This is a genomic window from Pseudomonas entomophila L48, from assembly GCF_000026105.1.
GTDB lineage: Bacteria > Pseudomonadota > Gammaproteobacteria > Pseudomonadales > Pseudomonadaceae > Aquipseudomonas > Aquipseudomonas entomophila.
This window is the reverse complement of sequence record NC_008027.1, coordinates 132,095-149,847: the sequence shown is the minus strand read 5'-3', so window position 1 is coordinate 149,847 and position 17,753 is coordinate 132,095. Positions and strand designations below refer to the sequence as shown.

At 63.1% G+C, this 17,753-nt stretch carries 1 protein-coding gene; it reads left to right on the top strand.

Annotated elements, in window-relative coordinates; all coding sequences use genetic code 11:
- Positions 1-49 precede the first annotated feature (49 nt).
- On the top strand, positions 50-17,638 hold the full coding sequence (locus PSEEN_RS00630; protein WP_011531578.1) for an immunoglobulin-like domain-containing protein: 17,589 nt from the start codon (positions 50-52) through the stop codon (positions 17,636-17,638).
- Positions 17,639-17,753 lie beyond the last annotated feature (115 nt).

Below are 17,753 nucleotides of genomic sequence, written 5' to 3'. Positions count from 1 at the left end.
ATGCCGGCCAGGCATGGAAGCCAACTGAACGGGTAGTCCGGAGAGTCCAATGAGCACTGTTGTTGCCATCGTCAAAAGCATTGTTGGCCAAGTCATCGCAGTTTCCCCAGAAGGCATCCGGCGCGTACTGATCGAAGGCGACCGCCTGTTCGCCGGCGAACAGGTAGACACCGGCGCAGGCGGCGCGGTCACCCTGGAGCTGGCCGACGGCCGCCTGCTCGACCTGGGCCGCGACACCCAGTGGAGCGCCGACGCGCCCGACAGCAGCACCGACCTGAGCCAGGCCACCGCCCAGGCCGCGCCCTCGGTTGAAGAGCTGCAGCAAGCCATCGCCGCCGGCGCTGACCCGACCACCGAGCTGGAAGCCACCGCAGCCGGCCCGGCCGCGGCAGGGGGCGGTTCCGTCGGCGGCGGCCACAGCTTCGTGCTGCTCGAAGAGACTGCCGGGGCGGTTGACCCGAATATCGGCTTCCCCACCGGCCCGATCGGTTTCGCCAGCGGGCTGGGCAACCAGGAAATCGGCGGACTGGACACGACGAGCACCGACACCACGGCCAATACGCCGATCAGCACTGGCCTCACCCTCAGCGCCACCCCTTCGATCACTGAAGCGGGTGGCGTGGTCGTCTATACCGCCACCGTCGGCCAGGCACCGCTGAGCAACCTCACCGTCACCCTGTCCAACGGCGCGGTGATCGTGATCCCGGCAGGGCAGACCACTGGCACCGTCAACGTCAACATCCCGGCAAACGACACGCCGTACAACGATGGCGGCCAGATCTCCACCACCATCACCGGCACCACCGGCGGCAACGGCCTGATCGTTACGCCAAGCACCACGCCGGCCGTGACCCAGGTTACCGATACCATCGACACCACCACGGCCACGCTGACCGCGAACCCGAGCGTGACCGAAGGCGGCGTGATCACCTACACCGTGACCCTGACCAACCCGGCACAGACGCCGGTGACCGTCACCCTGTCCAATGGCCAGACCGTCACCATCGAAGCGGGCAAGTCCTCCGGCAGCGTCGATTTCCAGACCCCGGCCAACGACGTCTACAACAACGGCAGCACTGTCACTACCACGATCACGGGCACAACGGGCGGCAACTTCGAGAATCTGGTGCCGAACCCGGCGCCAGCGCAGACCGTAATCAATGATTCGGTCGACACCACTACCGCCACCCTCACCGCCACCCCGAGCGTGACCGAAGGCGGCGTGATCACCTACACCGTGACCCTGACCAACCCGGCGCAGACGCCGGTGACCGTCACCCTGTCCAACGGCCAGACCGTCACCATCGAAGCGGGCAAGTCTTCCGGCAGTATCGATTTCCAGACCCCGGCCAACGACGTCTACAACAACGGCAGCACGGTCAGCACCACGATCACGGGCACAACGGGCGGCAACTTCGAGAATCTGGTGCCGAACCCGACGCCAGCGCAGACCGTCATCAATGACTCGGTCGACACCACCACCGCCACCCTCACCGCCACCCCAAGCGTGACCGAAGGCGGCGTGATCACCTACACCGTGACCCTGACCAACCCGGCGCAGACGCCGGTGACCGTCACCCTGTCCAATGGCCAGACTGTCACCATTGAAGCGGGCAAGTCTTCCGCCAGCATCGATTTCCAGACGCCCGCCAACGACGTGTTCGTCAATGGCAGCACCGTCAGCACCACGATCACGGGTGCTACAGGCGGCAACTTCGAGAATCTGGTGCCGAACCCGACGCCAGCGCAGACCGTTGTCAGCGATAGCGTCGATACCGTCACTGTCAGCATTGCCAGCAATGGCAACGTGACCGAGGCCGAGCAACCGACCTTCACTGTTTCGGTCAGCCAGAAGCTCGACCATGACCTGACTGTCACCCTGTCCAACGGCGACAAGGTGGTCATCACTGCAGGCCAGACCCAGGCGACCTACAGCCTGCCGGCCCAGGGCGACGATGTGTTCAAGGATGGCGGCTCGGTGACCTTGGGTGTGACCGATGCCAGCGTCCCGGGCAAGACCTTCGAGAACCTGGAGCTCGGCGGATCGGCCACCGTGCAGATCACCGACACCGTCAGCGAAGTCGTCGCGACCCTGACCGCCGACAAGACCACTGTCAGCGAAGGTGGCCAGATCACCTACACCGTCACCCTGACCAACGCCCAGGGCCTGTCGGTCACCGACCACAACGGCCTGACCTTCACTCTGTCCGACGGTACCAAGGTCACCGTGCCAGCGGGCAGCGCCAGCGGCACCTTCACCATCACCGCCAAGGATGATGTGTACGTCGGTGGCCAGCCGAGCATCGTCAACAAGATCGAATCGGTTACCGGTGCGGACAACTTCGAGAAGCTGACCCTCGGTGATAACACCCTCACCACCACCGTCACCGATGAGCCAGGTACCGGCACCCCAGGCACCGGCAACGAAGGCGACAAAGTTTCGGTCACCATTGTCAGCAACGGCGACGTGAACGAAGCCCAGCAGCCGACCTTCACCGTGAAGGTGAACCAGCCGCTGGACCGCGACCTGACCGTCACCCTGTCCAATGGCGACAAGGTGGTCATCACCGCAGGTCAGACCGAGGCTATCTACAAGGCTGCGGCGCAAGGCGACGACGTGTTCAAGGACGGTAGCTCGCTGACCGTCGGCATCACCGATGCCACCGTCACCGGCAAGACCTTCGAGAACCTGGAACTGGGTGGCTCGGCCACCGTGCAAATCACCGACACCGTCAGCGAAGTGGTTGCGACCCTCACTGCCGACAAGACCACTGTCAGCGAAGGCGGCCAGGTCACCTACACCGTCACCCTGACCAACGCCCAGGGCCTGTCGGTCACTGGCCATAATGGCCTGACCTTCACCCTGACCGATGGCACCAAAGTCAGCATTCCGGCCGGCAGCGCCAGCGGCACCTTCACCATCACCGCCAAGGATGACGTGTATGTTGGCGGTCAGCCGAGCATCGTCAACAAGATCGAATCGGTTACCGGTGCGGACAACTTCGAGAAGCTGACCCTCGGTGATAACACCATCACCACCACCGTCACCGACGAGCCAGGCACCGGCACCCCGGGTACCGGCAACGAAGGCGACAAGGTTTCGGTCACCATTGTCAGCAACGGCGACGTGAACGAAGCCCAGCAGCCGACCTTCACCGTCAAGGTGAATCAGCCGCTGGACCGCGACCTGACCGTGACCCTGTCCAATGGCGACAAGGTCGTGATCACCGCCGGCCAGACCGAAGCGATCTACAAGGCCGCCGCCCAAGGCGACGACGTGTTCAAAGACGGCAGCTCGCTGACCGTCGGCATCACCGATGCCACCGTCACTGGCAAGACCTTCGAGAACCTGGAGCTCGGTGGCTCGGCCACCGTGCAAATCACTGACACCGTCAGCGAAGTGGTTGCGACCCTGACCGCCGACAAGACCACCGTCAGCGAAGGCGGCCAGGTCACCTACACCGTGACCCTGACCAACGCCCAGGGCCTGTCGGTCACCGGCCACAACGGCCTGACCTTCACCCTGTCCGACGGCACCAAAGTCAGCATTCCGGCCGGCAGCGCCAGCGGCACCTTCACCATCACCGCCAAGGATGATGTCTACGTCGGTGGCCAGACTTCGATCGTCAACAAGCTGGAATCCGTATCCGGCGCGGACAACTTCGAGAAGCTGACCCTCGGTGACAACACCCTCACCACTACCGTCACCGACGAGCCAGGCACCGGCACCCCGGGCACTGGCAACGAAGGCGACAAGGTTTCGGTCACCATTGTCAGCAATGGCGATGTGAACGAAGCCCAACAGCCGACCTTCACCGTCAAAGTGAATCAACCGCTGGACCGCGACCTGACCGTGACCCTGTCCAATGGCGACAAGGTGGTCATTACTGCTGGCCAGACCGAGGCCACCTACAAGGCCGCCGCCCAAGGCGATGACGTGTTCAAGGACGGTAGCTCGCTGACCGTCGGCATCACCGACGCCACCGTCACCGGCAAGACCTTCGAGAATCTGGAACTGGGTGGCAACGCCACCGTACAGATCACCGACACCGTCAGCGAAGTGGTCGCGACCCTGACCGCCGACAAGACCACCGTCAGCGAAGGCGGGCAAGTCACTTACACCGTGACCCTGACCAATGCCCAGGGGCTGTCGGTCACTGGCCACAATGGCCTGACCTTCACCCTGACCGATGGCACCAAGGTCACCATCCCGGCCGGCAGCGCCAGCGGCACCTTCACCATCACCGCCAAGGATGATGTGTTCGTCGGTGGCCAACCTTCGATCGTCAACAAGCTGGAATCCGTATCCGGTGCGGATAACTTCGAGAAGCTGACCCTCGGCGACAACACCATCACCACCACGGTCACCGACGAGCCAGGCACCGGTACCCCGGGCACTGGCAACGAAGGCGACAAGGTTTCGGTCACCATCTTCAGCAACGGCGACGTGAACGAAGCCCAGCAGCCGACCTTCACTGTCAAAGTGAACCAGCCGCTGGACCGTGATCTGACCGTGACCCTGTCGAATGGCGACAAGGTCGTGATCACTGCCGGCCAGACCGAAGCAATCTACAAGGCCGCCGCTCAGGGCGACGACGTGTTCAAGGACGGCAGTTCCCTGACCGTTGGCATCACCGATGCCAGCGTCCCAGACAAGACCTTCGAGAACCTGGAACTCGGCGGTTCGGCCACTGTGCAGATCACCGATACCGTCAGCGAGGTCGTCGCCACCCTGACCGCCGACAAGACCACTGTCAGCGAAGGTGGCCAGATCACCTATACCGTGACCCTGACCAACGCCCAGGGTCTGTCGGTCACCGGCCATAACGGCCTGACCTTCACCCTGTCGGACGGTACAAAAGTCACCGTACCAGCGGGTAGCGCCACGGGCACCTTCACCATCAACGCACCGGACGATGTGTACGTTGGCGGCCAACCGACCATTACCAACAAACTCGAATCCGTCAGCGGTGCTGACAACTTCGAAAAGCTGACCCTGGGTCAGGACGAAGTGAAGACCTCTGTCACCGACGAACCAGGCACCGGTACGCCGGGTACCGGCAACGAAGGCGACAAGGTGTCCGTCACCATCGTCAGCAATGGCGATGTGAACGAAGCACAACAGCCGAGCTTCACCGTGAAGGTGAACCAGCCACTGGATCGCGACCTGACTGTCACCCTGTCCAATGGCGACAAGGTCGTGATCACTGCCGGCCAGACCGAGGCTATCTACAAGGCCGCCGCTCAAGGCGATGACGTGTTCAAGGACGGCAGCTCCCTGACCGTCGGCATCGCCGACGCCACGGTCACCGGCAAGACCTTCGAGAACCTGGAGCTGGGTGGCAACGCCACCGTACAGATCACTGACACCGTTAGCGAAGTCGTGGCAACCCTGACGGCCGACAAAACCACCGTGTCTGAAGGTGGCCAGGTCACCTATACCGTGACCCTGACCAATGCCCAGGGCCTGTCGGTTACCGGCCACAACGGCCTGACCTTTACCCTCACCGATGGCACCAAGGTGACCATCCCGGCGGGCAGCGCCAGCGGCACCTTCACCATCACCGCCAAGGATGATGTGTATGTCGGTGGCCAGCCGAGCATCGTCAACAAGATCGAGTCGGTTGCCGGTGGCGATAACTTCGAGAAGCTGACCCTCGGCGACAACACCCTCACTACCACCGTCACCGACGAACCAGGCACCGGTACCCCGGGCACTGGCAACGAAGGCGACAAGGTCGCCGTCACCATCGTCAGCAACGGCGACGTCAACGAAGCCCAACAACCGACCTTCACTGTCAAAGTGAATCAGCCGCTGGACCGCGACCTGACCGTGACCCTGTCCAATGGCGACAAGGTCGTGATCACCGCCGGCCAGACCGAAGCTACCTACAAGGCTGCGGCACAAGGCGATGACGTGTTCAAGGACGGCAGCTCGCTGACTGTCGGTATCACCGATGCATCGGTGGTTGGCAAAACCTTCGAGAATCTGGAGCTGGGTGGCAACGCCACCGTGCAGATCACTGACACCGTCAGCGAGGTCGTCGCGACCCTGACCGCTGACAAGGCCACTGTCAGCGAAGGCGGCCAAGTCACCTACACCGTGACCCTGACCAATGCCCAGGGCTTGTCGGTCACCGGCCATAACGGCCTGACCTTCACCCTGACCGATGGCACCAAGGTCACCATCCCGGCCGGCAGCGCCAGCGGCACCTTCACCATCACTGCCAAGGATGATGTGTACGTCGGTGGCCAGCCTTCGATCGTCAACAAGCTGGAATCCGTATCCGGCGCCGACAACTTCGAGAAGCTGACCCTCGGTGACAACACCCTCACCACCACCGTCACCGACGAACCAGGCACTGGTACCCCAGGCACCGGCAACGAAGGCGACAAGGTGTCCGTCACCATCGTCAGCAACGGCGATGTCAACGAAGCCCAGCAGCCGACCTTCACCGTCAAGGTGAATCAGCCGCTGGACCGCGACCTGACCGTCACCCTGTCCAATGGCGACAAGGTGGTCATCACTGCTGGCCAGACCGAGGCCACCTACAAGGCTGCGGCGCAAGGCGATGACGTGTTCAAGGACGGCAGCTCCCTGACCGTCGGCATCAGCGATGCCACCGTCACCGGCAAGACCTTCGAGAACCTGGAGCTGGGTGGCAACGCCACCGTGCAGATCACTGACACCGTCAGCGAAGTCGTGGCAACCCTGACCGCTGACAAAACTACCGTCAGCGAAGGGGGCCAGGTCACCTACACCGTGACCCTGACCAACGCCCAGGGCTTGTCGGTCACCGGCCACAACGGCCTGACCTTCACCCTGTCCGATGGCACCAAAGTCAGCATTCCGGCCGGCAGCGCCTCGGGTACCTTCACCATCACCGCCAAGGATGATGTGTACGTCGGCGGCCAACCGAGCATCGTCAACAAGATCGAATCGGTTACCGGTGCGGACAACTTCGAGAAGCTGACCCTCGGCGACAACACCGTCACTACTACCGTCACCGACGAGCCAGGCACTGGTACCCCAGGCACCGGCAACGAAGGCGACAAGGTCTCCGTGACCATCGTCGGCAACGGCGATGTGAATGAGTCCCAGCAGCCGTCGTTCACCGTCAAGGTCAGCCAGAAACTCGACCAGGACCTGACCGTCACCCTGTCCAACGGCGACAAGGTCACTATTCCGGCTGGCCAGACTCAGGTTGAGTACAAGGCCCCGGCCCAGGGCGAGGACGTATTCAAAGATGCAGGTCCGCTGACCATCGGCATCACTGACGCCGCGGTCGCTGGCAAGACCTTCGAGAACCTGGAGCTCGGCGGCTCGGCCACTGTGCAGATCACCGACACCACAAGCGAAGTGGTCGCGACCCTGACCGCCGACAAGACCACTGTCAGCGAAGGTGGCCAAGTCACCTACACCGTGACCCTGACCAACGCCCAGGGCCTGTCGGTCACTGGCCACAATGGCCTGACCTTCACCCTGTCCGATGGCACCAAGGTTTCCATCCCAGCCGGCAGCGCCAGCGGCACCTTCACCATCACCGCCAAGGATGATGTCTACGTCGGCGGCCAGCCGAGCATCGTCAACAAGATCGAATCGGTTAGCGGTGCGGACAACTTCGAGAAGCTGACCCTTGGCGACAACACCCTCACCACCACGGTCACTGACGAGCCAGGCACCGGCACCCCGGGCACCGGCAACGAAGGCGACAAGGTGTCCGTGACCATCGTCAGCAATGGCGATGTCAACGAAGCCCAGCAGCCGACCTTCACCGTCAAAGTGAATCAGCCACTGGACCGCGACCTGACCGTTACCCTGTCCAATGGCGACAAGGTAGTCATCACCGCCGGCCAGACCGAAGCCACCTACAAGGCTGCGGCGCAAGGCGACGACGTGTTCAAGGACGGCAGCTCGCTGACCGTTGGCATCACCGATGCCACCGTCTCCGGCAAGACCTTCGAGAACCTGGAACTCGGTGGCTCGGCCACCGTGCAGATCACCGACACCACAAGCGAAGTGGTCGCGACCCTGACCGCCGACAAGACCACTGTCAGCGAAGGTGGCCAAGTCACCTACACCGTGACCCTGACCAACGCCCAGGGCCTGTCGGTCACTGGCCACAATGGCCTGACCTTCACCCTGTCCGATGGCACCAAGGTTTCCATCCCAGCCGGCAGCGCCAGCGGCACCTTCACCATCACCGCCAAGGATGATGTCTACGTCGGCGGCCAGCCGAGCATCGTCAACAAGATCGAATCGGTTAGCGGTGCGGACAACTTCGAGAAGCTGACCCTTGGCGACAACACCCTCACCACCACGGTCACTGACGAGCCAGGCACCGGCACCCCGGGCACCGGCAACGAAGGCGACAAGGTGTCCGTGACCATCGTCAGCAATGGCGATGTCAACGAAGCCCAGCAGCCGACCTTCACCGTCAAAGTGAATCAGCCACTGGACCGCGACCTGACCGTTACCCTGTCCAATGGCGACAAGGTAGTCATCACCGCCGGCCAGACCGAAGCCACCTACAAGGCTGCGGCGCAAGGCGACGACGTGTTCAAGGACGGCAGCTCGCTGACCGTCGGCGTCACCGATGCCAGCGTCCAGGGCAAGACCTTCGAGAACCTGGAACTGGGTGGCAGCGCCACCGTACAGATCACTGACACCGTCAGTGAAGTCGTCGCGACCCTGACCGCCGACAAGACCACCGTCAGCGAAGGCGGCCAAGTCACCTACACCGTCACCCTGACCAACGCCCAGGGCCTGTCAGTCACCGGCCACAACGGCCTGACCTTCACCCTGTCCGATGGCACCAAAGTCAGCATTCCGGCCGGCAGCGCCAGCGGTACCTTCACCATCACCGCCAAGGATGATGTGTACGTCGGTGGCCAGCCGAGTATCGTCAACAAGATCGAATCGGTTACCGGTGCGGACAACTTCGAGAAGCTGACCCTCGGCGACAACACCGTCACCACTACCGTCACAGACGAGCCAGGCACCGGCACTCCAGGCACCGGCAACGAAGGCGACAAGGTTTCGGTCACTATCGTCAGCAATGGCGATGTCAACGAAGCCCAGCAGCCGACCTTCACCGTGAAGGTGAACCAGCCGCTGGACCGCGACCTGACCGTGACCCTGTCCAACGGCGACAAGGTCGTGATCACCGCCGGCCAGACCGAAGCCACCTACAAGGCTGCGGCGCAAGGCGATGACGTATTCAAGGACGGCAGTTCGCTGACCGTCGGCATCACCGATGCCACCGTCACTGGCAAGACCTTCGAGAACCTGGAGCTGGGTGGCAACGCCACCGTGCAGATCACTGACACCATCAGCGAAGTCGTTGCAACCCTGACCGCCGACAAGACCACCGTCAGCGAAGGCGGCCAAGTCACCTACACCGTCACCCTGACCAACGCCCAAGGCCTGTCGGTCACTGGCCACAACGGCCTGACCTTCACCTTGTCCGACGGCACCAAGGTGACCGTGCCAGCAGGCAGCGCCAGCGGCACCTTCACCATCACCGCCAAGGATGATGTGTACGTCGGTGGCCAGCCGAGCATCGTCAACAAGATCGAATCGGTTACCGGTGCGGACAACTTCGAGAAGCTGACCCTCGGCGACAACACCATCACCACCACGGTGACTGACGAGCCAGGCACCGGTACCCCAGGCACCGGCAACGAAGGCGACAAGGTTTCGGTCACCATCGTCAGCAATGGCGATGTCAACGAAGCCCAGCAGCCGACCTTCACCGTGAAGGTGAACCAGCCGCTGGACCGCGACCTGACCGTGACCCTGTCCAACGGCGACAAGGTCGTGATCACCGCCGGCCAGACCGAGGCGATCTACAAAGCCGCCGCCCAAGGCGATGACGTCTTCAAGGACGGCAGCTCGCTGACCGTTGGCATCACCGATGCCACCGTCTCCGGCAAGACCTTCGAGAACCTGGAACTCGGTGGCTCGGCCACCGTGCAGATCACCGATACCGTCAGCGAGGTGGTCGCGACCCTGACCGCCGACAAGACCACCGTGTCGGAAGGTGGCCAGATCACCTACACCGTCACCCTGACCAACGCCCAGGGCCTGTCGGTCACCGGCCACAACGGCCTGACCTTCACTCTGTCCGACGGTACCAAGGTCACCGTGCCAGCGGGCAGCGCCAGCGGCACCTTCACCATCACCGCCAAGGATGATGTGTACGTCGGTGGCCAGCCGAGCATCGTCAACAAGATCGAATCGGTTACCGGTGCGGACAACTTCGAGAAGCTGACCCTCGGTGATAACACCCTCACCACCACCGTCACCGATGAGCCAGGTACCGGCACCCCAGGCACCGGCAACGAAGGCGACAAAGTTTCGGTCACCATTGTCAGCAACGGCGACGTGAACGAAGCCCAGCAGCCGACCTTCACCGTGAAGGTGAACCAGCCGCTGGACCGCGACCTGACCGTCACCCTGTCCAATGGCGACAAGGTGGTCATCACCGCAGGTCAGACCGAGGCTATCTACAAGGCTGCGGCGCAAGGCGACGACGTGTTCAAAGACGGCAGCTCGATGACCGTGGGCATCACCGATGCCACCGTCACCGGCAAGACCTTCGAGAACCTGGAGCTGGGCGGCAACGCCACGGTGCAGATCACCGACACCATCAGTGAGGTCGTCGCGACCCTGTCCGCCGACAAGACCACGGTTTCGGAAGGCGGCCAGGTCACTTACACCGTCACCTTGACCAACGCCCAGGGTCTGTCGGTCACCGGCCACAACGGCCTGACCTTCACCCTGTCCGACGGCACCAAGGTCACCGTGCCAGCCGGCAGCGCCAGCGGCACCTTCACCATCACCGCCAAGGACGATGTGTTCGTCGGTGGCCAGCCGAACATCGTCAACAAAATCGAGTCGGTCGCCGGTGGCGACAACTTCGAGAAGCTGACCCTCGGCAGCAACACCGTCACCACTTCCGTCACCGACGAGCCGGGTAGCGGCACGGGCACCGGTACCGGCAACCAGGGCGACAAGGTTTCCGTGACCATCGTCGGCAATGGCGATGTGAACGAAACCCAGCAGCCAAGCTTCACCGTCAAAGTCAGCCAGAAGCTGGATCAGGACCTGACCGTGACCCTGTCCAATGGCGCCAAGGTCACCATTCCGGCCGGTCAGACCCAGGTCGAATACAAGGCACCGGCTCAAGGTGAAGACGTCTTCAAGGATGCAGGTCCGCTGACCGTCGGCATCACCGACGCCACCGTCATCGGCAAGACCTTCGAGAACCTGGAACTCGGCGGTTCGGCCACCGTACAGATCACCGACACCACCAACGAAGTCGTCGCGACCCTGTCTGCGGACAAGACCACCGTCAGTGAAGGCGGCCAGGTCACCTACACCGTGACCCTGACCAACGCCCAAGGCCTGTCGGTCACCGGCCACAACGGCCTGACCTTCACCCTGTCCGACGGTACCAAGGTCACCATCCCGGCCGGCAGCGCCTCGGGTACCTTCACCATCACCGCCAAGGACGATGTGTTCGTCGGTGGCCAGCCAAACATCGTCAACAAGATCGAGTCGGTCGCCGGTGGCGACAACTTCGAGAAGCTGACCCTCGGCAGCAACACCGTCACCACTTCCGTCACCGACGAACCGGGCAGCGGCACAGGCACCGGTACCGGCAACCAGGGCGACAAGGTCTCCGTGACCATCGTCAGCAATGGCAATGTCACCGAAGACCAGCAGCCCTCGTTCACCGTCAAGGTCAGCCAGAAGCTCGACCAGGACCTGACCGTGACCCTGTCCAACGGCGCCAAGGTGACCATCGTCGCCGGCCAGACCGAGGCCATCTACAAGGCCGCGGCCCAAGGCGACGACGTGTTCAAGGACGGCAGCTCGCTGACCGTCGGCATCACCGATGCGTCGGTAGTTGGCAAGACCTTCGAGAACCTGGAGCTGGGTGGCAACGCCACCGTGCAGATCACTGACACCATCAGTGAGGTTGTCGCGACCCTCACTGCCGACAAGACCACCGTGTCGGAAGGTGGCCAGATCACCTACACCGTCACCCTGACCAACGCCCAGGGCCTGTCGGTCACCGGCCACAACGGCCTGACCTTCACCCTGTCCGACGGCACCAAGGTCACCGTGCCAGCCGGCAGCGCCAGCGGCACCTTCACCATCACCGCCAAGGACGATGTGTTTGTCGGTGGCCAGCCGAATATCGTCAACAAGATCGAGTCGGTCGCCGGTGGTGACAACTTCGAGAAACTGACCCTCGGCAGCAACACCGTCACCACGAGCGTCACCGACGAACCGGGCAGCGGCACCGGCACTGGTACCGGCAACCAGGGCGACAAGGTCTCCGTGACCATCGTCAGCAATGGCAATGTCACCGAGGACAAGCAACCTTCGTTCACCGTCAAGGTCAGCCAGAAGCTCGACCAGGACCTGACCGTGACCCTGTCCAACGGCGCCAAGGTCACCATTGCGGCCGGCCAGACCCAGGTCGAATACAAAGCGGCCGCCCAGGGCGACGACGTGTTCAAGGATGGCAGCTCGCTGACCGTCGGCATCACCGATGCGTCGGTAGTTGGCAAGACCTTCGAGAACCTGGAGCTCGGTGGCAGCGCCACCGTACAGATCACTGACACCATCAGTGAGGTCGTCGCGACCCTCACCGCGGACAAAACTACTGTCAGCGAGGGTGGCCAGGTCACCTACACCGTGACCCTGACCAATGCCCAGGGCCTGTCGGTCACCGGCCACAACGGACTGACCTTCACCCTGACCGATGGCACCAAGGTCACCATCCCGGCCGGTAGCGCCTCGGGTACCTTCACCATCACCGCCAAGGACGATGTGTTCGTCGGTGGCCAGCCGAATATCGTCAACAAGATCGAGTCGGTCGCCGGTGGCGACAACTTCGAGAAACTGACCCTCGGCAGCAACACCGTCACCACTTCCGTCACCGACGAACCGGGCAGCGGCACGGGCACCGGTACCGGCAACCAAGGCGACAAGGTCTCCGTGACCATCGTCAGCAATGGCAATGTCACCGAAGACCAGCAGCCAAGCTTCACCGTCAAGGTCAGCCAGAAGCTCGAGCAAGACCTGACCGTGACCCTGTCCAACGGCGCCAAGGTCACCATCGTCGCCGGCCAGACCGAGGCCCTCTACAAGGCCGCTGCTCAAGGCGATGACGTGTTCAAGGACGGCAGCTCGCTGACCGTCGGCATCACCGATGCCACCGTCACCGGCAAGACCTTCGAGAACCTGGAGCTCGGCGGCAACGCCACGGTCCAGATCACCGACACCATCAGCGAGGTCGTCGCGACCCTGACTGCCGACAAGACCACCGTCAGCGAAGGCGGCCAGGTCACCTACACCGTGACCCTGACCAACGCCCAAGGCCTGTCGGTCACCGGCCACAACGGCCTGACCTTCACCCTGACCGATGGCACCAAGGTCACCATCCCGGCCGGCAGCGCCTGGGGTACCTTCACCATCACCGCCAAGGACGATGTGTTCGTCGGTGGCCAGCCGAACATCGTCAACAAGATCGAGTCGGTCGCCGGTGGCGACAACTTCGAGAAACTGACCCTCGGCAGCAACACCGTCACCACGAGCGTCACCGACGAACCGGGCAGCGGCACGGGTACCGGTACCGGCAACCAGGGCGACAAGGTTTCCGTGACCATCGTCAGCAATGGCAATGTCACCGAAGACCAGCAGCCGTCGTTCACCGTCAAGGTCAGCCAGAAGCTCGAGCAGGACCTGACCGTCACCCTGTCCAACGGCGCCAAGGTGACCATCGTCGCCGGCCAGACCGAAGCCCTCTACAAGGCTGCGGCCCAGGGCGACGACGTGTTCAAGGACGCCGGTTCCCTGACCGTGGGCATCAGCAACGCCGCCGTCACCGGCAAGACCTTCGAGAACCTGGAGCTCGGCGGCGCCGCCACCGTGCAGATCAGCGACACCACCAGCGAAGTCGTGGCCACCCTGACCGCCGACAAGACCACCGTCACCGAAGGTGGCCAGGTCACCTACACCGTCACCCTGACCAACGCCCAGGGCCTTTCGGTCACCGGCCACAACGGTCTGACCTTCACTCTGTCCGACGGCACCAAGGTCAGCATCCCGGCCGGCAGCGCCAGCGGCACCTTCACCATCACCGCCAAGGATGATGTGTACGTCGGTGGCCAGCCGAACATCGTCAACAAGATCGAGTCGGTCGCCGGCGGCGACAACTTCGAGAAGCTGACCCTGGGCAGCAACACCGTCACCACCAGCGTCACCGACGAGCCAAGCGGCCAGGGCGACCTGACCACCGTGGGCATCAGCGGCGACACCTCGGTGACCGAAGGCGACACCGCCCACTACACCCTGACCCTGAGCAACACCTCGAAGAGCGAAGTGACCGTCACCCTGACCTACAGTGGCACCGCCACCAACGGCCAGGACTTCACCGGCGTGGTCACCGTCAAGATCCCGGCCAACAGCAACGGCACGACCTTCGACATCAAGACCATCGACGACCAGCTCGTCGAAGGCTCGGAGAACTTCACGGTCAAGATCAGCGGCGTCAGCGGCGGCAACTTCGAGAACCTGCAGGTCGATGCCAGCAAGTCCAGCGTCACCACCACCATCCTCGACAACGACCATGTGCCGGTGTCGACCGGTGGCGCCGTGACCGGCAACGAAGACACCGACTATGTGTTCAGCTGGGGCGACTTCAACGTCACCGACGCCGATGGCAACACCGGCCTGTCGGTGACCATCAGCAAGCTGCCGGACCTTGGCAACCTGAAGTTCTTCAACGGCACCGCGTGGGTCGACGTCGCGCTGAACCAGAACATCAGCCAGGCCGACATCGCCGCCGGCAAGCTCAAGTTCGTGCCGCTGGCCAACCAGTCCGGCATCGACGGCTATGGCGGCACCGGCGTGGGCAACAAGCAGGCCGACTACGCACAGATCAAGTACAAGCCCAACGACGGCACCAACCTGGGCGGCGAAGCGACCATGAAGGTCGATATCCGGCCGGTAGCCGACAAGCCCGACCTGAACATCGGCAACAACAACGTCAATTCGATCGGCCTGGTCAAGGAAACCTGGAACAGCCTCACCGGCCTGGGCAGCAACGGCAACGGCATCTCCGGCGATACGCTGAAGAACGTGTTCGCCAACTCCGGCAATGCCAGCAAGACCGAGACGGTCAGCGGCGTCGACTCGACCAGCAACGTCACCCCGGGCAGCGGTTCGAAGACTTCCGGCCTGATCTACCTGGAAGCCGGCAAGACCTACGCCTTCACCGGCACCGCCGATGACAGCCTGCAGATCGTGGTCGGCGGCAAGAACGTCGCCAGCGGTATCTGGGGCTCGGGCAGCGGCGCCATCTCCGGCAGCTTCACCCCGACCACCAGCGGCTACTACACCCTGGAGATCTACAACGCCAACCAGGCCGGCCCAGGCAGCCTGGACGTCAACATCCGGGTCAACAATGGCGCGGCGATGGACCTGAACAGCTCGAACATCCCGATGTACCCGAGCGTCAACGACCTGAGCAACGCCGGCGTCACCGTCGGCGACCTGCACGGCAGCAACAACCAGGGCTACTACGACGGCTACAAGCTCAACGAAGGCAGCGAGAACGGCGCGCCGGTCAAGCTGGTGGGCATCAGCACCAACCTGACAGACACCGACGGCTCCGAGACCCTCAGCATCAAGCTCAGCGGCATCCCGGCAGGCTCGGTGATCGCCGACAACGCCGGCCACACCTTCACCGTCGGCGCGTCCGCGGTGGACGTCACCGGCTGGAACCTGGGCAGCCTGACCATCAAGCCGCCGGCCTACTACTACGGCCAGTTCGACGTGAAGGTCAGCTCGACCTCCACCGAGAGCGTCGGCGGCAGCACGGCCACCACCGAGGGCACCATCAAGGTCACGGTCTACCCGCAGACCTACAGCACCAGCAACCTGTCCTCGGACAGCGACAACATCACCGGCACCGACGGCAACGACGTGGTGGTGGCAGACGTCAGCGGCCTGCACGTGGTACCCGGGCAGAACTACAACCTCGCCTTCATCGTCGACACCTCCGGCAGCATGGGCTCGTCGGGCGTCGACGCGGCGAAGAAATCCCTCGAGTCGGTGTTCAAGACCCTGGCCGCCAGCGTCAAGGGCGACCAGTCGGGCACCGTGAACATCCTCCTGGTGGACTTCGCCACCCAGGTCAAGAGCAGCGTTGCGGTGACCCTGAACGATGCTGGCCTGCAGACCTTGCTCAATGCCCTGAACAACCTGCGGGCAGACGGCGGGACCAACTACGAGGACGCCTTCAAGACCACCGCCAACTGGTTCCAGAACCTCAAGGATGGCGGCAATACCGGCAGCAACCAGACGTTCTTCATCACCGATGGCAAGCCGACCTACTACCAGGCCAACGAGAACTCCAACCCAACCCTGGGGACCTCGGGCATCACCCTGGACACCTTCCTGGCTTCGATCAACTACAAGTCGGGCATGGCGTACAACGGCTACATCGACAGCAGCAACACCAACTACGTCAGCATCGACAACGCCGGCAACCTGCAGGTGCAGTACTACCGTAACGGTTGGAAATACGGCGTTTCGGGCGAGCTGCACGCCGAAGGCAACGGCACCTACGAGCTGTCTTCGCGTGGCGGCCTTGGCTACGACACCAACACCACCACCACGAACAACTCGCAGGACAGCTTCAAGCTGCTCTCGGGCCTGTCCGAAGTCGAGGCCATCGGCCTCAACAATGGCGTCAACACCAACGACCTGAAACCATACGACACCGACGGCAAGCCGCAGACCAACATCGACCCGAGCAAGCTGGCCGAGGCCATCCTCGGTCATACCGAAGTCACCCAGCCGGGTAACGACACAGTCAACGGCGGCGATGGCAACGACATCATCTTCGGCGACCTGGTCACCTTCGACGGCATCGCCGGCACGGGTGTCGAGGCCATCCAGGGGTATGTCGCCAGCAAGCTGGGCGTCGACGCCGGCGACGTGGATGCCCGGACGATGCACAAGTACATCAACGAGCACTACACCGAGTTCGATGTCTCGCGCAGCAACGACGGCGCCGATACCCTGCTGGGTGGCAACGGCAACGACATCATCTTCGGCCAGGGTGGCAACGACTACATCGACGGCGGCAAGGGCAACGACATCCTGCTCGGTGGTACCGGCAACGACACCCTGCTCGGCGGCGAAGGCAACGACCTGCTGTTCGGCGGTGCCGGCAACGACCTGCTCATCGGTGGCAAAGGCAACGACATCATGACCGGCGGCACCGGCGCCGACACCTTCGTGTGGAAGGCCGGCGACCTGGGCAACGACGTGATCAAGGACTTCAAGGCCAGCGAAGGTGATCGCCTGGACCTGAGCGACCTGCTCCAGGGCGAGCGCGCCAGTACCATCGACAACTTCCTGAAGCTCACCACGGTCAACGGCGAGTCGACCTTGCAAGTCAGCACCGAAGGCAAGCTCAATGCTGCTGGCGGCCTGGCCAACGCCGACGTGACCATCAAGCTCGAAGGCGTGAACTGGTCGAACACCACGATCAACTCGTTGATCAGCGGTGCCGATCCGACCATCAAGATCGACAACTCCAACAGCTGATCCCTGCCTCTCTACGGCGGCCCGCAAGGGCCACCGTCGGGGGCGCGGGCTTTCCCAGCCATCCCTTCACGCGCATACTCGTGCGCCGGGCTTACATGCCCGGCGAACTTTGCCT

What these genes read in the sequence shown, in the direction of transcription:
- PSEEN_RS00630 (WP_011531578.1), top strand. Translation starts at nt 50, where the DNA reads ATGAGCACTGTTGTTGCCATCGTCAAAAGCATTGTTGGCCAAGTCATC.